The following is an 18,998-nucleotide window of genomic DNA, read 5'->3' as shown; positions in this document are numbered from 1 at the left end:
GATGCGGGGATCTGGGGCTCGCCGCAACAGTCAGGACGTCGGTGCGGCCAGGGTGCAGAGCAAACGGTTGGCAGTGCCGGAAGGCACGTTTTTCAGCACGTCCGGGGTCGCTGCCTGCACCAACGCCTTGTCGACGTCGGCCGGCGCGGCGTCCGGGTGCAGGGATCGGTAGACGGCAGCGGCGCCCGCGGCGACGGCCGCGGCCATCGACGTACCCGATAACGTGCCGACGTCCGACGAGCCCGCGATGGGCGCCGGGATGTCGACGCCCGGCGCGTAGAGGTCGACGGGCGTCCCGAAGTCTGAGAAAGTCGCCACCTGGTCCTGCACGTCGCTCGCCGCGACGGTGAGCGCGGCCGGGACCCTCGCCGGCGAAACCTGGCTGTCGTCTTCGCCTCCTTCGCCCGCGGGGACGACGGTGGGCATCACCGCGGCGAGGCCGGCCACGGCGTTGTCGAGTTGCTCGTTGGCGACACCGCCGATGCCGAGCACGGCGACGGCCGGTTGGTGGGCGTTCTGAGCGACCCAGTTGATGCCCGCGATGATGTTGTCGGTGGATCCGCCGCCGTCCTTGTCGAGCACGCGGACCGGGAAGATCTGCGCGGCCTTGGCGACGCCGTAGCTGCGGCCGGCGACGATGCCGGCGACGCGGGTGCCGTGGCCGTTGGTGTCGGAGGTGTCGGCGCCGGTCGTCAGGAAGTCCTTGCCCGGCTGGACGCGGCCCTGGAAGTCGGGGTGCTTGGCGTCGACGCCGCTGTCGATCACGTAGACCGTGACGTCGGCGGCGTCGGATTCGTAGCGGTACTTCTGGTCGAGGCCCGTCCGTTGATCGATCCGGTCGAGCGCCCAGCTCGGGGGGTTGACCTGCGTGCCACCGGCCGCGAGCGCGGGCGAGTTTCCCGCCGCCACCAGCAGGAACACCGTTGTCGCCGAAAAAAGACCACGAGCCGTTCGGTTCCGCATTCCTGCGTCGTATCCCGAGCGCGCGGCGACGGCAACTCGACGTCACACGATGGGCTGGTCCGTGTTTGGGCTCGAAATCCGGTTGCCCACTCGCCGGTGCGCGGCGAAAGTGATCATGGAGCGAACCGGGGGGAACGATGAGCGCCAACGCGTACGTCGCCGTTGTCCTCTACGAGGCAACGAGCGATTCGCCCACGTACGAACCGCTGTACCGCGAAGACTTCGTGCTCGTGTATGCCGAGAGCGAAGAAGCCGCGCGCGAAGCCGTGGCCCGGCGCGTCGAAGGCGAGGCGGGCAGCCACCGCAACGAGCAGGGCGAGCTGATCACGTTGCGCTGCAAGCGGGTGGTCGACGTCGCACGCGCCCTCGATGACGACCTCACGCGCGACGCCGACCTGTACGCCCGGCACTTCCGCGATTTCGCCGCCTATCGGCGATTCGAACCGCTGATGGACGACTAGCTCCGGGGCACGTGGTCGCTGACGGACATCGTCGGCAGGTAGACCAGGGCATCGAAGGCCTGGATGACGTCCACCTGGGTGAACATGTGGGCGTGGCGCATGCTCGTCGGGCCCGCCAAGCCTTTCGCGCGGTTGGCACGCAGGTCGACGAGGCAGGCGTCGGAGCCGGCGAGGGTGGCTTCGACGCTGTCGTCGGCCGGCGGCGGTAGCTCTTCGGGGTGGACGCGGAAGCCGAGGCGTTCGCCCTCGTCCGGGGTGAGGCCGCTGGTGGTCCCGGTGCCGGCGGTGACGCCGAGGGTGAAGTAATCGTCGCCGAACTCGGCGGCCAGGTGGGTGCCGGCCGAGGGGAAGACCATGCCGGGCGCCGCGGCGAAGGGGACGCGCTGGAGGTGTCCGTTGTGGACCATCACGACGATCTTCGCGCCTTCGCCGTGTAGGCGGCGAAGCAGCTTCACGGTCGACGCCATGTATGTGTCGCGCGACGAACTCTGCATCGGCGGCGCGACGCCCGCCATCATCGCCGCCAGCTCGCGCAGGTACATGTCGATGCGCAGGGCGCCGAGGGCGTGGTGCTCGGCGATGGCGTGAGCGTCCCGGTCGCGCCACTGCGAGTAGACGGGTGCCAGCGATTTCAGGTGGGACAGGAGGGCGGTGAAGGCAGCCGTGGCGGCGTCGCGCGCGGGGGCGGCCATCGCCGCGTAACGGCCAGGGGCGACGGCACTGCTGACGGACGCGTATGGCCCCGAAGCGGTGAGGCCGGCCTCGACCATCGGGACGACGTCGGGGGCCACGTCCTCGAGGTAGCGCTGCACGGCCTTCAGCGCGGGCACGGGTGAGCCGCCGGAGCTCGGGACGTCAAGGCCGGCGTAGCGGACGCCGCCGTGGCCGCGGAGCCAGGTGAGCATGTCGTGGGCCTCGGGTGAGTCGCCGAGGGAGAAAGTGAAGCCGTCTCGCCCGATTTCGGCGACGTCACCGGGAGCGCCGCGCAGCCAGCCGTCGACGAGCTCGCCCTCGGCGAACCCCGACTCGAACCCAAGCACGGTGAAGCCGCGTTCCTCGACGAGGTGGCGCAGCAGCCGGTTGCGGAGCTCGCCGAACTCGCGGATGTGGTGGTTGTTCTCCCCGATCGCGACGATGCGCGCGTCTCCGATCAGGTCGGCGATCGATGAGACGTCGTCGGGCGAGAAAGGTGTGCGGAAGTCGAGGTCTGGCATACTGGGCACACTAACGCAACTGGAGTCGCACTTGGCAAGCGAATTGGCCGGAACCCGCCGACCGGGTGGGCGCACGGAACGCACGCGCCTCGCCGTGCTGCAGGCGACGCTGGACCTGCTCGCGGAGCGCGGCTTCACGAACCTCACGGTGGACGCGGTCGCTGACCGTTCGGGCGTGCACAAGACCACGATCTACCGCCGCTGGGAGTCGACGGACGGGCTCGTGGCCGCCGCGCTGCGCATGGGCACCGAACAGCCGTGGACGGCGCCCGACACCGGCTCCCTGGCCGGCGACCTGGCGGAGACGCTGCTGGAACTCGTGCAGTACTTCACCGAGCCCGGCCTGCGCGAGCTCCCGACGGCGTCGGTGCTGGCGGCCTTCCACTCCCCGCGGGCGGCGGAGGCGCTGCACGGGTTCTACGAGGACCGGCACGGCCGCTCGGCGGTGATGGTCACGCGGGCGATCACGCGGGGCGAGGTGCCGGCCGGGACCGACGCGGCGGAAGTGGTGCGGATGGCGAGCGGGCCGATCTTCTACCGGCTGTTCATCTCCCGCGAGTCGTTGACGGCGGCTGACGCGCGGGTGGCGGCGGAGGCGGCGGCGGCGGCGGCGCGGGCTGGGGTTTTCGTGCGGGATCCGGTGGGCGGGGGCGCGGGGTTGGAGGCTTGACCTCGGTGTCGCCGGTGGGTGGCAACGAGTTGTGGGCCGCAATGATCGTCGACGCGGGAACGCAGCCCATGCGGCGGCGAGAATCCGGTTTCTCCGAAGGAGTTCGGGTGACCACGACGGACCTCGGCTGCCGACTGTCTTGGCCCGAGATGTTCGAGGTGCTGAACACGAAGCCGGTGTTCCTGTTTTTGCAGGCGTTGCAGCCCTGACCAGGCAAACCGGCGATCGCCGTTGAGGGGCGAAAAGGGTCAGCCGCGGGGAGAGGTGCGATAGCGGACTTCCTCGATGGTGACCGTGCCGTTCGCGAGGGATTCGACCTTGGTGCGGCCGTCGGGGGTCCAGCCGGTGCGTTCGTAGAAGGTGCGGGCGCGGGTGTTGCCGGCGAGGACCCAGAGGGTGGCGGTGGGGAAGTCGGTGGCCAGGGTGGTGAGGGCGTGGGCGTGGAGGGCGCGGCCGTAGCCCTGGCTCCAGAATTCGGGCAGCAGGTAGATCGACGCGAGTTCGCCGGTGTCGGGGGTGGCGTCTTCGTCGCGGCTGGGGCTGGAGGCGGCGAAGCCGGCGATGGTGCCGTCGGGGGTTTCGGCGACGAGGACGGTGTGGCGGGGCGCCGGGGCGGTCAGGCTTTCCGCCCAGAAGGCTTCGCGGCGGGACGCCGAGAGGCCGGCGAGGAAGTCGGCCGGGAGGAGGCCGGCGTAGGCGGCCTGCCAGGAGCCGACGTGGACGCGGACGATGCCGGGAGCGTCCGCGACGACGGCGGGGCGGATGGTGACAGCCGAGCCAGGTGTGGTCGTCAGGTCGGAAGCAGCAGAGCTCGACGAAGTCACAGCGCCAGAGCCGAAGGTCGACGACGGCACAGCCCTGGAGCCGGCACTGAACACCGAAGCAGGCTCCGCACCAGAGCCAGAGCCCGAAGCAGGCACAGCGTCGGAGCACGAACGCGAACCTGAGCCAGAACCAGCCGAACGGCCCGAGGACTCCGAGGACTCCGAGGACTCCGACGCAGTCAACTCTTCTCCAAGTACTCCGCGCGCTCCATGTCCACCACATCGGACACCATCTGGGCCAGGCCAGGGTACGAAGCGAGCGTCGGGTCGCGCACCACGATTTCCTGGGACTGGGCGCGCGCCTCGGTGATCACGTCTTCGTCGCGCAGGAGCGAGAGCAGCTTCAAGCCCGAGCGTTTCCCGGACTGGGCCGCGCCGAGGATGTCGCCCTCGCGGCGGAGTTCGAGGTCCAGGCGGGACAGTTCGAAGCCGTCGGTGGTGGATTCGACGGCGGCGAGGCGTTCGCGGGTGGCGGTTCCGTCCAGCGTCTCCGTCACCAGCAGGCACAGGCCCGGCACGCTGCCCCGGCCGACGCGGCCGCGCAGCTGGTGCAGCTGGCTCACGCCGAAGCGGTCAGCGTCGAGGATGACCATCGCGGTGGCGTTGGGGACGTTCACGCCGACCTCGACGACGGTGGTCGCCACGAGGACGTCGATCTGGCCGGCGCCGAAGGCCCGCATGACGGCGTCCTTCTCGTCGGCGGGCATGCGGCCGTGCAGCGCCGCCACGCGAAGGCCCTTCAACGGCCCGCCCGCCAGCTCCGGCGCCACGTCCAGCACGGCGAGCGGCGGGCGCTTGTCGCTCTTGTCCGACGGGGGCTCGTCGCCGATGCGCGGGCACACGACGTACGCCTGGTGTCCCTTCGACACCTCCTCGCGCACCCGCTCCCACGCCCGGTCGAGCCACGCGGGCTTCTCCGCCACCGGCACCACGGTCGTCTTGATCGGCGAGCGCCCGACGGGCATCTCGCGCAGCGCGGACGTCTCCAGGTCGCCGTAGACGGTCATCGCGACCGTGCGCGGGATCGGCGTCGCAGTCATCACCAGTACGTGCGGCGAAGTGGAGTCCGAACCGCGCGAACGCAGGGCGTCGCGCTGCTCCACGCCGAAGCGGTGCTGCTCGTCGACCACGACGAACCCGAGGTCGGCGAACTGCACGGTGTCCTGGATCAGCGCGTGTGTGCCGACGACGATGCCTGCCTCGCCGCTCACTGTCTCCAGCAGCGACTTCTTGCGTTCCTTCGCGCCCATCGACCCGGTGAGCAACGTCACGCGCGTGGCCTTCTCCGCGGCCCCCAGCTCCCCCGCCATGCCGAGCTCGCCGAGCATTTCCCGCAGCGAACGCGCGTGCTGCGCCGCCAGCACCTCGGTGGGCGCGAGCATCGCCGACTGCCGCCCCGAATCGACGATCTGCAGCATCGCCCGCAGTGCGACCACGGTCTTGCCCGAACCCACCTCGCCCTGCAGCAGGCGGTTCATCGGGTGCTCGGTCGTCAAGTCCGCGGCGATCTCGTCGCCGATCGCGCGCTGGCCGGCAGTCAGGTCGAACGGCAGGCGCTTGTCGAACGCGTCGAGCAGCCCGCCGTCGGTGTGCGGGCTGGCCTTCGCCGGGCGCGACACCGCGGAATGGCGCCGCTGCGCGAAAATCAGCTGCACGGCCATCGCCTCGTCCCACTTGAGACGGTGGCGCGAAGTCTCCAGGTGCGCCCAATCTTCGGGCCGGTGGATGCCGCGCAACGCCCGTTCGAGACCGGGCAGCCCGTGCTGCTTCAGCACGTCGGCGGGCATCGGGTCGGCGTCGACCTCCAGCACGTCGAGCACCTGCCGCACGCATTTCGCGATCGACCACGTCGGCATGCCCTGCGCCGCCGGATACACGGGGATGATCTCGGCCAGGAAGTTGTCGACGGCCTCGGCTTCGCGTTCGGCGTCGAGCAGCTCGTACTCCGGGTTGGCCAGCTGCAGGGTGTCGCGGAACGCCGTGACCTTGCCCGCGAACAGGCCGGTCTTGCCCGGCGCCAGTTCCTTCTCACGCCACGCCTGGTTGAAGAACGCGCAGGCCAGCCGACGTTTCCCGTCGGTGATGACCATGTCGAGGATCGTGCCGTTGCGCGACTTCATGCGCCGCTTGCTGATCTTCTCGATCCGCGCCAGCACGGTCGCGTGCTCGCCCAGCTCCAAGCCGGCGATGTCGGTGAGCTCGCCGCGCTCGGCGTAGCGGCGCGGGTAGTGGCGCAGCAGGTCGGAGACGGTCTCGATGTCCAGCGCACCCGACAGCGCTTTCGCCGTCTTCGCGCCCAGCAGCAGCGGCAGCTTTTCGCGCAGCCCGGCCATTTCTATTCGACCCCCATCAGCAGCACGGCTCCGGCCTGGCCACTGGCATAACTCGTCAACTCCACTTCGGGGTGCTCCAGCCGCAGCTGCTCGGCGAGCTCCGCGGTCACGCCCGGCGGGGCGGCGGCCCCGCTCAGCACGGTGACCAGCTCGCCGCCGAGCGTCAGCATCCGGTTGAGCACGCTCATCGCGGCCGCGACGAGGTTCGTCTCCGAGGCCGGCGCCGGTTCGATCAGCACCACCTCGTCGTCGACCAGGCCGATCACGTCACCGGACTGGGCCCGGCCCACCCAGGTTAGCGACTCCTCGCCCGCGATCCGCACCTCGCCACGCCTGGTCGCCGCGGCGGCCTCGGCCATGGCGACGACGTCGTCGTTGACCCGCCGGCCTTCGTCGTGCACCGCGAGCGCGGCCAGCACCTGCACGGGCGACGTGCACGGGATCACCACGACGTCGCGGTCGCCCGCCATCGCGTGGCCCGCTGCCGCGTCGGCCGCGGCCGTGAGGTCGAGACCGCCCGGCAGCACGGTCACGTGCCTACCCGCGGCCTCGTTGAACAGCCCGATCATGTCCTCGACGCCGGGTTTCCCGCCGTCGGGCACGGCCAGCACGGCGACGCCCTCGGCCCGCAGCAGCTCGGCCAGCCCTCCGCCGTGCACCACGGCCACCACCGACCGGTCCAGCCCGCCACCCGGCTCGATCGGCGTGGGCGTGAGCAGCGGTTCGACGCGGATCCGGCGTGGGCGGCCCAGCTCCAGCCCCGCCTCGATGGCCGCGCCGATGTCGGCGCAGTGGACGTGCACGGCGTGGCTGCCCGAACCGTCGCCCGCCACCGTGACGCTGTCGCCGAACCCGCTCAGCTCCTTGCGCAACGCCGGCAGCCGCGCCTCCTCGACGCCGTCCAGCAGGTACATGACCTCCCACGCGTACGGCGCGGGCTCGGCGGCAGCAGGCGCCTCGACGGTGGCCGTGAGCTCGTGCTCGGGCTGCGTCGCGGTGCCGCTGATCACGCCGGCCAGCGCGTCGAGCACGGCGACGAGCCCTCGTCCGCCAGCGTCGACGACCCCCGCTTTCGCGAGGGCCGGCAGCTGCTTCGGCGTCTCCTCCAACGCGGCCGCGGCCGCCGCGGCGACGGTGGCGGCAACGTCGGCCAGCGACCGCGTGTCCTCCTGAACGGCTGCGGCCACGACGTGCAGCACGGTCAGCATCGTCCCGGCGACGGGCCGGCTCACAGCGCCCGTGGCGATCCGGTCGGCGTGCGCCAGCGCGGCCGCGAGACCGGCGCCGTCGAGGTCGTCGCCCTCCGCCGCCCAGTCGGCGATCCCCCGCACGACCTGGGAGATGATCACGCCGGAGTTGCCGCGCGCGGCGGCGACGGCGCCCTTCGCCAGCACGGTCAGCGCCTCGGCCACGTCCGACGGCTCCGCGGCGGCCAACGCGTCGCGCGCGCCCGTCAGCGTGTGCAGCAGGTTCGAACCCGTGTCGGAGTCCGCGACGGGGTACACGTTGATGCCGTTGATCGCCGGGCGCAGCACCTCCAGGCTGCGCACGCACGCCGCCGACCAGGCCGACACCGCCACCACGTCCAGCACCCGCACCCCGTAACCTCCTCGCTGGTTCCCGCGAGGGTATCGACTTCACGAGTGTCGATCCCGTAGGACTCGACCTCGCAGGCGTCGATCCTGCCGGAGTCAATCTCGCCGGTACCGCTCCTGCAGGTACGACCCCGTGCGGACCCTACCCAGACGAGTAGTTACTATGGTCGAGTTGCCCAGCTGGTCTGGGCGCCATTCTTTGTCCCATATCCAGAGGAGTTCGACGTGGCTGCCGTGTGCGACGTCTGTGGCAAGGGACCGGGCTTCGGCAAGTCGGTCTCGCACTCCCACCGGCGTACCAACCGCCGGTGGAACCCGAACATCCAGACTGTGCACGCCAAGATCGGCGTGTCCCAGCGCAAGCGCCTCAACGTGTGCACCTCGTGCATCAAGGCGGGCAAGGTCGTCCGCGGGTAAGGCGAAAAGCTTGGGATGGCGAGTGCTCGTGGAGAGCACTCGCCATTTTTTTCGCCTCACGTGTCTTCTGGGGGGGCGAACCCCCAGACCCCCGCCAGGGGCAAGCCCCTGGACCCCCGCGAGTGGTCACCACTCGATAGAGCCGCCTCTTGTCACCTCAGGAAGTCGGTCAGCACGGCGCGCAGCGATTCCGGGGCGTTGAGGACGCCGTGGTCCTGGCCGGGGATCGCCTCGTACCGCGCGTGGGGCACGGTCTCGGCGACGGCCCGGGCCGAAGCGGCCATCCACGCCTCCCCGGCACCGCCCGACAGCACGAGCGTGGGCACGGCGACGGCGGCCAACCGGTCGGCCGGCAGGCGGCCGCCGGGACCGGTCACGGTGATGTCGTAGGGCAGCGTGTGCGCGTAGCCGGCGAACCAGTCCCACACCGGTTGCCCCTTCATGGCCGCCACGCCTTCGGGCGGCACTGACACGCCTTCGGTCAGGAACAGCTCCACGGCGCCGTCGCGATCACCGCCGGCCACGACGGCGCTGATGCGCTCCGCGAGGTCTTCACCAGGGCGTGGCCGCTGAGAGTCCACGATGAACGGCGGCTCGTATACGGCCAGCTTCGTGATCGGCAGCCCCCGGGCCGCCGCTTCGAGAGCCAGGATCGCGCCCGACGAGTGGCCGAAAACCGCCGCCGCGCCGCCGACCGCGTCGATCACGGCCAACAGGTCGTCGAGCTCGCGCTCCACCGAGTACACCGGCGCGTCCCCGCTCTCACCACGGCCTCGCCGATCAACGGCAACGCCCTGGAACCCGGCTTCGGCCAGCACGACGGCGAGCGCGGCCACGGTCGTCCGGTCATTCACGGCACCGCCGACGAGCAGCACCGGCGACCCCGCGCCGTAGGTGTCGAACGCGATCGGCGTGCCGTCGGCGGAAGTGACGGTGGTGGTCATGGCTGTCCTCCTGGGTGTCGTTCTCACCTTGGAGGTCGGAGCGACGACCCGCGACCGGACAGGCTCAGGGAAGTTTCCACTCCACCGGCGCCGCGCCCTGGTCGGCCAGGAGCTGGTTCGCGCGGCTGAACGGCCGCGAGCCGAAGAAGCCGTTGTGCGCCGAAAGCGGGCTCGGGTGCGCCGACTCGATGCACGGGATCTCACCCAGCATCGGCCGCAGGTTGCGGGCGTTGCGGCCCCAGAGGATCGCCACCATCGGCTCGTCGCGGGCCGCGAGCGCCTTGATCGCCTGCTCGGTCACCTGCTCCCAGCCCTTGCCCTGGTGGGAGTTCGACTTGCCGGGCTGCACCGTCAGCGCGCGGTTGAGCAGCAGGATGCCCTGGTCGGCCCACGGGGTGAGGTCGCCGTTGGTCGGCAACGGGTGCCCGAGGTCCTCGGCGTACTCCTTGTAGATGTTGACGAGGCTCTTCGGCAGCGGCCGCACGTCGGGCGCCACCGAGAAGCTCAAGCCGACCGCGTGGCCCGGCGTCGGGTACGGGTCCTGGCCGACGATCAACACCCGCACGTCGTGGAACGGCTGCTTGAACGCCCGCAGCACGTGTTCACCCGCCGGCAGGTACGTACGGCCCGCCGCGATCTCCGCGCGGAGGAACTCCCCCATCGCGCTGACCTGCGGGGCCACGGGCTCGAGGGCCTGCGCCCAGCCGGCTTCGACGATTTCCTGCAGCGGTCGTGCGGTCACGGCCCGCGAGCCTAGCGCGGTGCGAGCGGGGTCACCGTGGCGGGTCGAGGCGCCGCAGCTCTTCGCGGAACCGTGCGCCGCGGCGCACGTACGAGTCGACCACCGTGGCGATCTGCTCGGCGGAGAACGACTTGTTCGGCCGCACCTTCGCCGGCACACCGAGCGCGATCTCGCCCGGGCCCACGTGCGAGTTGTACGACAGCACCGCGCCGGCGCCGACCATTCCGCCGTCCTCGATCACGGTTCCGTTCAGCACCACCGAACCCGACGCGATGAGGCAGCCGGTGCCGATCACCGCACCCTCGACGTGCACGGCGTGGCCGATCGCCGACGACGGCCCCAGGATCGTCGGGTGCCGCTTGGTGCAGTGGAGCACGCAGCCGTCCTGCACGTTGGAGCGTTCGCCGATCTCGATGTAGCCGTGGTCGCCGCGCAGCACCGTCTGCGGCCACACGGAAGCGCGCGGGCCGATGCGGACGTCGCCGATCACGGTGGCGTCGGGGTGGACGTAGGCGTCCGGGTGGATCGAGGGTTCGAGGTCGCCGAGCGCGTAGATCGCCAAAGCCGTCTCCCGTTGGTCACACGAGGTTCTTGCCGAAGCACCGGTTGTCGGGTTCGTCCTTGTACACGCCGAAACCCGCGATCGCCGTGTAGCCCGACGAACCGTAGAGGGCGATCGCCTCCGGCTGCTCGGTACCCGTCTCCAGCACGGCCCGCAGCCGCCCCGCCGCGACCGCCGTGCGTTCCAGCTCCGCCAGCATCACGCGCGCGAAACCCTTGCCCCGCGCGGATTCCACGACGTACATCCGCTTCAGCTCCACGTCGCCGGGGCTGAACACGGGCGCCGGCCCGTCGTGCGCGCGCCACGCGCCGGAGGCCACGGGCACGCCTTCGAGGTAGCCGACGAGGAACAGTCCACGCGGGGGCGCGAACTGCGAAGGGTCCATCGGCGTCGAGTCTTCGCTGCCGTAGCGGCGCACGTACTCGAGTTGCACTTCCGCCATCAGCTTGGTCGCGTCGGGATGGTCGTACGCGACCGCTCGGATCTCCACGGCGACGAGACTAGTGCTGCTGCCAGTGCTCCCAACCGCCTTCGTGACCATAATCCTTGCCGTCCACGGTCACGCCGGATCCCGGCATCGTCACCGCGCCGATCTTGCGCCAGCCCTCCGGCAGCTCGTCGAACGGCGGGAACGTCGCCGCCAGCGCGTGGTCTTCACCACCGGTGAGCACCCAGCGCAGCGGGTCGGCGCCGAGCGCGGAGCCCACTTCCTGCAGCCGCGTGGAAATCTCGAGCTCCGCGGTGCTCACGTCGAGCCCGACGTCCGACGCCTTGGCGATGTGCCCCAGGTCGGCGAGCAGCCCGTCGGAGATGTCGATCATCGACGTCGCGCCGGCCAGCGCGGCCTGCGGCCCGGCCGGGTACGGCGGTTCCGGGCAGCGCTGCGCGTTCACGACCCCGACCGGCGAACGGAACCCTCGCCGCAGCACGGCCAATCCCGCCGCCGCCCAGCCGAGTCGCCCGCAGACGGCGAGGACGTCGCCGGGCCGGGCGCCGGAGCGCGTCACGGGTTCGCGGTCTTCGAGGTCACCCAACGCGGTGACACTGATCACGATCTGGTCGGCGCTCACCATGTCGCCGCCGGACACCCCGACGCCGCCGCGGGTCGCCTCGGCCCACATGCCGTTCATGATCTCGGTCACGAGCTGGGCGGGAGTGTCCGGTGGACACGCGAAGCCCACGAGGACCGTGGTCGGTTTCGCGCCCATGGCCGCGACGTCCGACAGGTTCACCGCCACGGCCTTGCGCCCCACCTGCTCGGGGCTCGACCAGTCGAGGCGGAAGTGCACGCCCTGGACCAGCACGTCCGTGGTCGCCACCACGCGGCCGTCGGGCGCTGCGACCACGGCCGCGTCGTCGCCCGGGCCGAGCAGCGTTGCCGCCGGCTGGCGACGCCCGTTGGTGACCGCCTGGATCAGCGCGAACTCGCCTGTCCCGGCCACCGAGCCATCGTCCGGTGACACCGGTCACCTCCTGTTTCTCTCCGTGTACGAAGCCTCGACCACCGACAGTCGGATCCCCTAGGTTTTTCCCGGGGCTGGCGATACCTTGCCTACACCGTTCCTACCTCGACTCCATCGCTACCGACGAAAGGGCACGCCGTGGTCCACGCATACATCCTCATCCAGACCGAGGTCGGCAAGGCGGCCGCGGTGGCGGCGGAGATCTCCGGTGTGCCGGGCGTCACCAGCTCGGAGGATGTCACCGGTCCCTACGACGTGATCGTGCGCGCGACCGCGGAGACCGTGGACCAACTGGGCCAGCTCGTGGTCGCGAAGGTGCAGAACGTGGAAGGCATCACCCGGACCCTGACCTGCCCGGTGGTCCACCTCTGAGACGTGGTGCACTTCGGGGGTGGCAGATTCCGACACCGGCGCACCCCCGCGGGTGGTCCTCGTGGTCGCGGCCGTGCTCGTGGTCGCGCTGGCCGTGGTGGTCGCCTTCTTCGCGGTGACGAAGAAATCGGCGCTCAGCGGCGAGGGCGTCGCGAGTGGACCGCTCCCCCTCGTCGCCGTTCCCGCCCCTCAGGCGACCACGCAGGCGTGCACGACGGTCGTCGACGCGCTGCCCTCGACCTTGAAGTCCAACGGCCAGGACCTCGTCCGGCGCACGCTCGCCCAGCCCGCGCCGAAGGCCACCGTCGCCTGGGGTGACGGCGACGCGATCGTGCTGCGGTGCGGGCTGGACCGGCCGCCGGAGCTCACCCCGACCGCGCAGCTGCGCTTGGTCAACGGCGTGCAGTGGCTGCAGGTCACCGAAGACGCCGCGGCCACGTGGTACGTGGTGGACCGCGACGTCTACGTCGCGTTGACCGTCCCCGACTCGGCCGGGACCGGTCCCCTGCAGACGGTGTCGGACACCGTCAACGCGAAGCTGCCGGTCAAACCCTTGAAGTTCTGACCGTCCGGGCGGCGATCTCCTCCAGCGAGTCGCCCGTGGTGCGTGGCCCCAAAACGGCGACGTCGACGATCAGCACCACCATCGCGGCGGCCACGACGGCGAACATCCTGGTGGCGCCCTGCGCCTGCAGCACCGGCAGCAGGATGAACGGCATCGCCGCGGTGGCCAGGCGCGAGAGCGCGTACGCCGAACCGGCGGCCGTGCCGCGCAGCGACGTCGGGAACAGCTCGCCCTGGTAGGTGTGGAAGGCGTTGGAGAACACGTTGCTGGCGGCGGTGTAGCAGAAGCCGAACACCGCGATCGCCACACCGGCTGTCGAGTAGCCGAACGCGAGCCCGAACACCGCCATCGCCGCGGCGCTCGCGACGATCAGCCACTTGCGCTCGATCCGTTCGATGACAGGGATCGAGAGCGCGGAACCAATCGGGTAGCCGAGGAACGTGATCGCGCTGAACGTCAGCGAGTTCACGAGGCTGAACCCCTTGGCGGCCAGCACGATCGGCACGAGCGAGCCGAAGCCGTAGTAGCCGAACGCTTGCAGCAGCTGGAAGATGTAGAGCATCGACGTGCGCCGCGCCCACGGCTTGCGCAGGAGCGCGGAGAACCGCACGGGTTCCGGCGCGGGCGGTTCGGGCGCGGGTTCCGGGAGCGGTTGCGGCGCCGAGGCTTCGAGCTTGCGCACGATCTCGTCGGCTTCCGCCTCTCGCCCGCGAGCGGCGAGCCAGCGGGGCGACTCCGGCAACGTGAACCGCAGACCCCAGACGACGGCGGCGCCGAGCGCGCCGATCACGAACAGCCAGCGCCAGCCGTCGACACCGAGCGGTGAATGACCGGCCAGCGCCCGCGCGAGGAACCCGGCGGCGGGCACGCCGCAGAAGCCGAGCGTGTACGCCCAGGCTGTCGCGCGACCGCGGGCGCGCGCGGGCAGCAGGTCGGCGAGGTAGGCGTCGGCGACGGGAAGCTCGGCGCCGATGCCGATGCCGGCGATGAAGCGGCAGACCACGAGCATCCAGACGTCCGTGCTGAACGCGCCGAGCAGCGTGAAGACCGAGTACAGGCCGAGCGTCAGCAGGAACGCGCGGCGCCGGCCGAGCTGATCGGCGAGCTTGCCGAGGCAGACGGCACCCACGAACGCCCCGACGAACGCTGACGCGAGCACGTACTTCAGCGCGTCGGCCGTGACGCCGAACTCGTGCGTGAGCACGGTGCTGATCGTGGACGCGAGGAACAGGTCGTAGAGGTCGAAGAACGTCGCCACCCCCACCACGGCGACGAAGTACCGGTGCCGGCGGGTGACCGGGAGCCGGTCGAGCCGGGATGCGATCTGCACGCGTTGTCTCCTGCCCTGGCTCGGGCTTGCCGCGCGCGGGCCACGTCGGCGTCACCCGGTGCCACCGGATGATCACTGTAGTGGGTGACGTCGTTCGTCGGTTCGGCGGTTGTGGTCCGATCCTTTCCTGCGGCTGTTCATGATTTCGAAACAACGGAAACACCGAGTTGTTCCGGGCGACATCATCGGGAAATGCCGGGCCGGTGAAATTCTCCGTGATATCGGGCCTGGAATGTCAGGAGGTTTCTTTTCTTCACCGTTTGCACTTTCGCTCGACCCTGATCGTCGCAGCTCCGGGTCGACCGTTTCTCGTTGTACCCCTTGGCCTTTCGACCCCACGGTGCGCCGAGTGGACCTGTCGCGCGCCGAATTCCGCCTCGGAAAGGAATCACCAGTGCCGCCGATAACCGTGATCTTCGTCGTCTCGGGACTCGCCGTTTGGCTCAACGGCTTGGCATTTCTCGGGATCGGCGCCAAACCCGTCGAGGACGGCCCGAATCCACTGACCACGGTCGGCTGGGTGACGCTGCTCGCCGGCGTCGTGGACCTCCTGCAAGCCGCCGTGATCATCGCGACGGCGCCGCCCGCGACGGGCGTCCCGTTGGCCGGAATCGTCACGTTCTACGGCACGTTCTTCACCACGCTGGGCGTGACTCTCATGCGCGGCCTGGACCTCCGGCCGGTCGGCAACCTGGCCGTGGCGGTGGCCGTGGTGCCGCTGCTGTGGTGGAAATTCTTCGACGGCAGCTGGATGCTGCACTCGATCCTCGTGGTGTGGCTGGTCGCGTTCCTCGCGGTGGCAGCCACGACCTACGGCAAATTGCCCGGCAAGGTGCTCGGCGGGATCCTGACCTTCACGTCGCTCTACACGTTCCTGACGCCGGCGGCGCTGCTCGCGCTGGGTAAGTCGATCCCCTGATCACGTGACCACACAGGGTCACCCGGGTGGGTGACCCTGTGTGGCGTCAGCGGAGGCCGGTGCCGCGGGCGATGGCGGTGTCGATGAGGGTCGACAGGAGCGTGCTGTAGTCGACGCCCGTGACCTCCCACATCTTCGGGTAGGCGGACTTCGTGGTGAAGCCGGGCATGGTGTTGACCTCGTTGATCACGAGGTCGCCGGCTTCGGTGACGAAGAAGTCGACGCGGGCCAGGCCCTGGCAGTCGAGCGCGCGGAACGCCTCGACGGCCATGGTGCGCAGGCGGTCGGTGAGGGCGTCGTCGAGCTTGGCCGGGATGTCCAGCTCGGCGTCTTCGCCGAGGTACTTGGTCTCGAAGTCGTACCAGGCGTCCTCGCCCTCGGCGAGCACGCGGATCTCCGCCGGCAGCGACGCTTCCACGCGGCCGTCGGGGAACTCCAGCACCCCGCACTCGACCTCACGCCCGACCACGGCGGCCTCCACGAGCACCTTCGGGTCGGTGCGGCGGGCCAGCTCGATGGCGGCGTCCACATCGGACCAGTCGGTGACGCGCGAGATCCCGACGGACGAGCCCGCCCGCGAGGGCTTCACGAAAACGGGCAGCCCCAAACGTTCCCGGTCATTCTGGGCCAAAGTGGACTGTCCACGGCGGAGCGCCGCGTACGTGCCCACCGGCAGCCCTTCCGCGGCGAGCAGCTTCTTCGCGTACTCCTTGTCCATGGCGGCGGCGCTGGCCAGCACGCCCGGGCCGACGTAGGGGATGTCGGCCATCTCGAGCAGGCCCTGGATGGTGCCGTCCTCGCCGAACGCGCCGTGCAGCACGGGGAAGACCGCGTCGACGGTACCGAGCACCTCGGTCGCCTGCCCGGGGTCGACGGTGCGCAGCTCGCGGCTGGTCGGGTCGCCCGCCAGCACGAGCGCGCGGCCGGACTCCACGGTCGGCAGCTCGCGGCCCTGGATGCTCAGCTCCTTCGGGTCGCCGGTGCCGAGCACCCAGCCACCCTGCGGGGTGATGCCCACGGGGAGCACCTCGTAGCGCTCCGGATCCAGGTTCGCGATCACGCTGCCCGCCGACAGGCACGAGATGGTGTGCTCGCTGCTGCGCCCGCCGAACACGACCGCCACGCGGATCTTCTCAGCACTCATGGTCGCTCACCGTACCGGGTGACCACGCTCAACGGCGCGCACCCGGCGTTGCGACCGGTCCCCCGGCCCGTCCACCGGCGGGGGTGGTGGGTGCGGGTTGGGCATGATCAGGTGCTTGTTCGACGCTGGGGTGCCGCCGGATGCAGGCGCAGTCGGACCGTGACGGACGCCTCCCGCCGGTTGCCCGAGCGGACCAGTCGCGCTGCACACCGGTCACCACGGGACCGCTCGCGCTGGACGCCGGTCACTCACCGAGTCCGCGGGCCCCGACCGCGGGCGAGCACATCGGCCACGCGGTGCGGCCAGGGTCGGCCGCGCCGTGGCAAACGCGCCGCGACGAGGAGCACGCCGTATCGGCGGGGGGTCGACTGGTCCTTTGACGCCACAGCCGAGCGGCTATGGCGTCAAGGACCACTCGCGCTGCACGCCGCTCACCGCCGCAGCCGAAGCCGAAGCAGCACTACCCTCGGGGTCTGCGAAGCAACGCCGCCAGCGGCGGCATCGGCACGAGAACCTCGCAAGCGCGCCCCGCAGCGCCGAGAGCGACGACCGAGGTGCCACTGGACCACTCGCGCAGCACGCCACTCGTCACCGCCGGCGGAAACGCCCCGGACCTGCCGGTCTGCGAAGCAACGCCGCCAGCGGCGGCACGAGAGCCTCGTGAGAAAGGCCCGCAGCGCCGAGAGCGACGACTGAGGTGTCGCTGGACCACTCGCGCACCACGCCTCTCGTCACCACAGGCGAAGCATCGCCACCCTTGCGGTCAGCCAAGCAACAACCCGCCGCCAGCGGCGGCATCGTCACGAGGACCTCGCCAGCGCGCCCCACGGCACCGAAAGTGACGGCTGAGGTGCCACCGGACCGCTCGCGCAGCACGCCACTCGTCACCGCAGGCAGAGAAGCCCCGGACCTCGCGAGCAAACCCGCCTGCGGCCGCGCCGACACGAGAGCCTCGCGAGAAAGGCCCGCAGTGCCGAGAGCGACGACCGCGGTGCCACTGGGCCGTTCGCGCGGTGCGGCGGCCGCTGCGGAAGGCGCCGCACATCGGCCGTCAGCGGAGCAAACCCACCAAAGCCGGCAGCGCACTCACCAACGCCTCCCGCGAGCAGCCCGCATACCCGAGCGCAACCCCGTGCACGGTCGGTGTCCCGGCGAAGTGGCGGGCCAGCCCGTCCAGGCGGATGCCCTGGCGTTCGGCCTCGGTCAAGCAGCGGGTTTCCTGCGCGGCGGACGCGAAGGGGACCACGAGGTGGGCACCGGCGTCGTCGCCGAGGATGGGGATGGTGGCGGAGGTGAGGGCGTCGGACAGCAGAGAGCGTCGTTCGGCGAGTTCGCGGCGGAGTTTGCGCAGGTGGCGGCCGAGGTCGCCGTGGCGGGCGAGCTCCACCAGCACGCGCTGGCCGGCCGGGGAGGGGCGCGTGCCGGTGAGGTCGCGGTAGGCGAGCACGGCCTCGGTGACCGAGGCGGGCGCGACGAGCCAGCCGGCGCCGAGCGTGGGGGTGAGGATCTTGCTCGTGGTTCCCAGGTGGACGACGACGTCGGGCGCGAGGGCGGCCAGCATGGGCAGCGGGGCGACGTCGAAGCGCAGCTCGCCGTCGTAGTCGTCCTCGATGACGAGCATGCCGTCGGCGCGGGCGCGTTCCACGAGCTCCACGCGGCGCGCCGCGCTCATGCGGCTGCCCATCGGGTACTGGTGCGCCGGCGAACAATAGACCGCCCGCGCGCCGGCGGGGATCGCGTCGGGGCGGAGGCCCTCCTCGTCGACGGGCACGCCCACCACAGTCAGGCCGGCGGACCGGAACGCCTGCACGGCCCGCTGGTAACCCGGTTCCTCGAACGCCACCACCGCGCCGCGCCGCAGCACCGCGGCGGCGAGCTCCACGACGGCGGCCGTGGTCCCGCCCGTCGCCAAGACCGAGCCGGCGGCCAGACCGCGGTGCCGCAACAGGTGTTCCGAAACGGTCGCGCGGTACTCGGGCAGGCCGGCGCGGTGGGCGCGGACCAACGGCTCCGGGTCGGCCGCCGCCCGCCACGCGCGGCGCCAGGCCGCGCGGTCCAGACCGGCCGCCCACGGCGTGCCCGGCGTCAAATCCAGCACGGGCGCCGTCTCGGGTTCCGGCGCGAGCGGTCCCGCCGGGGACACCGACGCGGCCGCGCGCGTCGGCGGTGTCGTCACGTACGTGCCGGAGCCGTGGCGCCCGGCGATCCAGCCTTCGGCGTGCAGCTGCTCGTACGCGGCCGAGGTCACCGTGCGCGAAACCCTGAGCCGCTCGGCCAGCGCGCGCGTGGACGGCAGCCGGTCGCCGCCGCGCAGGTGCCCGCTCGCGGCGGCCTCGCGCAGGGCGTCGGCCAGCTGCACAGCCAGCGGCGTGCTCACCTCACGGTCGAGGCTCACCGGCAGCGCGGTGTCGGCGTACGACACGAATCCTCCTCGAACCGAACTGAGAAAGTGGACTTCCCAAGTGTAGAAGAAGTGGCCG

Annotated in this window: 19 protein-coding genes; 6 read left to right on the top strand and 13 right to left on the bottom strand. The window is 71.0% G+C overall.

Going from position 1 to position 18,998, the window contains the following annotated elements; genetic code table 11:
* Nucleotides 1–30: 30 nt before the first annotated feature.
* Nucleotides 31–963 (bottom strand): S8 family peptidase, encoded by a 933-nt coding sequence (locus tag ABZU76_RS44320; RefSeq protein WP_354882209.1) that lies wholly within the window; start codon nucleotides 961–963, stop codon nucleotides 31–33.
* 137 nt (nucleotides 964–1,100) lie between these two features.
* On the opposite strand from ABZU76_RS44320, the gene ABZU76_RS44315 reads away from it, so the two are divergent.
* The gene (locus tag ABZU76_RS44315) at nucleotides 1,101–1,424 is read left to right on the top strand and encodes a DUF4288 domain-containing protein (protein WP_354882206.1); all 324 of its coding nucleotides are present in this window, start codon (nucleotides 1,101–1,103) and stop codon (nucleotides 1,422–1,424) included.
* Here the strand turns inward: ABZU76_RS44315 and ABZU76_RS44310 are convergent.
* Nucleotides 1,421–2,638: an erythromycin esterase family protein gene (locus tag ABZU76_RS44310; RefSeq protein ID WP_354882203.1), complete on the bottom strand. Its 1,218-nt coding sequence runs from the start codon at nucleotides 2,636–2,638 to the stop codon at nucleotides 1,421–1,423. The genes ABZU76_RS44315 and ABZU76_RS44310 overlap by 4 nt on opposite strands.
* A gap of 31 nt (nucleotides 2,639–2,669) precedes the next feature.
* Between ABZU76_RS44310 and ABZU76_RS44305 the strand changes: the two genes are divergently transcribed.
* A complete protein-coding gene (locus tag ABZU76_RS44305) occupies nucleotides 2,670–3,308 on the top strand; it encodes a TetR/AcrR family transcriptional regulator (RefSeq protein WP_354882201.1) in 639 nt (212 codons plus the stop codon).
* A gap of 248 nt (nucleotides 3,309–3,556) precedes the next feature.
* Here ABZU76_RS44305 and ABZU76_RS44300 read toward each other — a convergent pair whose 3' ends face one another.
* The 3 genes from ABZU76_RS44300 to ABZU76_RS44290 form a co-directional block, all read right to left on the bottom strand.
* The gene (locus tag ABZU76_RS44300; protein WP_354882198.1) at nucleotides 3,557–4,132 is read right to left on the bottom strand and encodes a GNAT family N-acetyltransferase; all 576 of its coding nucleotides are present in this window, start codon (nucleotides 4,130–4,132) and stop codon (nucleotides 3,557–3,559) included.
* Between the two features lie 179 nt (nucleotides 4,133–4,311).
* A complete protein-coding gene (recG, locus tag ABZU76_RS44295; protein WP_354882195.1) occupies nucleotides 4,312–6,465 on the bottom strand; it encodes an ATP-dependent DNA helicase RecG in 2,154 nt (717 codons plus the stop codon).
* A 2-nt stretch (nucleotides 6,466–6,467) separates the two neighbouring features.
* On the bottom strand, nucleotides 6,468–8,063 hold the full coding sequence (locus ABZU76_RS44290; protein WP_354882192.1) for a DAK2 domain-containing protein: 1,596 nt from the start codon (nucleotides 8,061–8,063) through the stop codon (nucleotides 6,468–6,470).
* Nucleotides 8,064–8,285: 222 nt separating this feature from the next.
* Here ABZU76_RS44290 and rpmB point away from each other — a divergent pair, with 222 nt between their 5' ends.
* Entirely contained in the window at nucleotides 8,286–8,477 is a 192-nt protein-coding gene (gene rpmB, locus ABZU76_RS44285; RefSeq protein WP_091623274.1) for a 50S ribosomal protein L28, read from the top strand.
* A 152-nt stretch (nucleotides 8,478–8,629) separates the two neighbouring features.
* Here the strand turns inward: rpmB and ABZU76_RS44280 are convergent, their stop codons facing one another.
* The 5 genes from ABZU76_RS44280 to ABZU76_RS44260 all read right to left on the bottom strand — a co-directional run bounded on the left by ABZU76_RS44280 (nucleotide 8,630) and on the right by ABZU76_RS44260 (nucleotide 12,188).
* The gene (locus ABZU76_RS44280) at nucleotides 8,630–9,421 is read right to left on the bottom strand and encodes an alpha/beta hydrolase (protein WP_354882189.1); all 792 of its coding nucleotides are present in this window, start codon (nucleotides 9,419–9,421) and stop codon (nucleotides 8,630–8,632) included.
* 64 nt (nucleotides 9,422–9,485) lie between these two features.
* The gene (locus ABZU76_RS44275; protein ID WP_220237651.1) at nucleotides 9,486–10,163 is read right to left on the bottom strand and encodes a uracil-DNA glycosylase; all 678 of its coding nucleotides are present in this window, start codon (nucleotides 10,161–10,163) and stop codon (nucleotides 9,486–9,488) included.
* 31 nt (nucleotides 10,164–10,194) lie between these two features.
* Nucleotides 10,195–10,725 (bottom strand): gamma carbonic anhydrase family protein, encoded by a 531-nt coding sequence (locus tag ABZU76_RS44270; RefSeq protein ID WP_220237650.1) that lies wholly within the window; start codon nucleotides 10,723–10,725, stop codon nucleotides 10,195–10,197.
* Nucleotides 10,726–10,741: 16 nt separating this feature from the next.
* On the bottom strand, nucleotides 10,742–11,215 hold the full coding sequence (locus tag ABZU76_RS44265; protein ID WP_354882185.1) for a GNAT family N-acetyltransferase: 474 nt from the start codon (nucleotides 11,213–11,215) through the stop codon (nucleotides 10,742–10,744).
* Nucleotides 11,216–11,225: 10 nt separating this feature from the next.
* Nucleotides 11,226–12,188 carry a thiamine-phosphate kinase gene (locus tag ABZU76_RS44260; protein WP_354882183.1) on the bottom strand — a complete coding sequence of 321 codons (963 nt, stop codon included), beginning with the start codon at nucleotides 12,186–12,188 and terminating at the stop codon, nucleotides 11,226–11,228.
* Between the two features lie 138 nt (nucleotides 12,189–12,326).
* Here ABZU76_RS44260 and ABZU76_RS44255 point away from each other — a divergent pair, with 138 nt between their 5' ends.
* Both ABZU76_RS44255 and ABZU76_RS44250 read left to right on the top strand, forming a co-directional pair.
* Nucleotides 12,327–12,560, top strand: coding sequence for an Lrp/AsnC ligand binding domain-containing protein (locus ABZU76_RS44255; RefSeq protein ID WP_220237647.1), 234 nt, complete (start codon nucleotides 12,327–12,329; stop codon nucleotides 12,558–12,560).
* A 19-nt stretch (nucleotides 12,561–12,579) separates the two neighbouring features.
* Complete coding sequence (locus ABZU76_RS44250) at nucleotides 12,580–13,125, top strand: DUF3515 domain-containing protein (protein ID WP_354882180.1); 546 nt, start codon at nucleotides 12,580–12,582, stop codon at nucleotides 13,123–13,125.
* Here ABZU76_RS44250 and ABZU76_RS44245 read toward each other — a convergent pair.
* Nucleotides 13,106–14,455, bottom strand: coding sequence for an MFS transporter (locus ABZU76_RS44245; protein WP_354882177.1), 1,350 nt, complete (start codon nucleotides 14,453–14,455; stop codon nucleotides 13,106–13,108). The two genes, ABZU76_RS44250 and ABZU76_RS44245, sit on opposite strands and share 20 nt — an antisense overlap.
* A 394-nt stretch (nucleotides 14,456–14,849) precedes the next feature.
* On the opposite strand from ABZU76_RS44245, the gene ABZU76_RS44240 reads away from it, so the two are divergent.
* A complete protein-coding gene (locus ABZU76_RS44240) occupies nucleotides 14,850–15,374 on the top strand; it encodes a hypothetical protein (protein ID WP_354882174.1) in 525 nt (174 codons plus the stop codon).
* A gap of 46 nt (nucleotides 15,375–15,420) precedes the next feature.
* On the opposite strand, the gene ABZU76_RS44235 is transcribed toward ABZU76_RS44240, so the two are convergent.
* Together ABZU76_RS44235 and ABZU76_RS44230 are read right to left on the bottom strand one after the other, a co-directional pair.
* Nucleotides 15,421–16,518, bottom strand: a complete 1,098-nt coding sequence (locus ABZU76_RS44235; RefSeq protein WP_354882171.1) for a D-alanine--D-alanine ligase family protein — start codon at nucleotides 16,516–16,518, stop codon at nucleotides 15,421–15,423.
* Between the two features lie 1,051 nt (nucleotides 16,519–17,569).
* Nucleotides 17,570–18,940 (bottom strand): PLP-dependent aminotransferase family protein, encoded by a 1,371-nt coding sequence (locus ABZU76_RS44230; RefSeq protein WP_354882168.1) that lies wholly within the window; start codon nucleotides 18,938–18,940, stop codon nucleotides 17,570–17,572.
* Nucleotides 18,941–18,998: the final 58 nt, after the last annotated feature.

Origin of the sequence: Amycolatopsis sp. NPDC005232 (assembly GCF_040607795.1) — a bacterium.
Taxonomy (GTDB): Bacteria; Actinomycetota; Actinomycetes; order Mycobacteriales; family Pseudonocardiaceae; genus Amycolatopsis.
The sequence above is the reverse complement of the archived record's forward strand: the minus strand, read 5'-3'. Positions and strand labels throughout refer to the sequence as shown.

Excerpts from the sequence above, each read along its gene's own strand:
- ABZU76_RS44235 (WP_354882171.1), bottom strand. The coding sequence starts at position 16,518 with ATGAGTGCTGAGAAGATCCGCGTGGCGGTCGTGTTCGGCGGGCGCAGC.
- ABZU76_RS44315 (WP_354882206.1), top strand. The coding sequence starts at position 1,101 with ATGAGCGCCAACGCGTACGTCGCCGTTGTCCTCTACGAGGCAACGAGC.
- ABZU76_RS44320 (WP_354882209.1), bottom strand. The coding sequence starts at position 963 with ATGCGGAACCGAACGGCTCGTGGTCTTTTTTCGGCGACAACGGTGTTC.
- ABZU76_RS44310 (WP_354882203.1), bottom strand. The coding sequence starts at position 2,638 with ATGCCAGACCTCGACTTCCGCACACCTTTCTCGCCCGACGACGTCTCA.
- recG (WP_354882195.1), bottom strand. The coding sequence starts at position 6,465 with ATGGCCGGGCTGCGCGAAAAGCTGCCGCTGCTGCTGGGCGCGAAGACG.
- ABZU76_RS44280 (WP_354882189.1), bottom strand. The coding sequence starts at position 9,421 with ATGACCACCACCGTCACTTCCGCCGACGGCACGCCGATCGCGTTCGAC.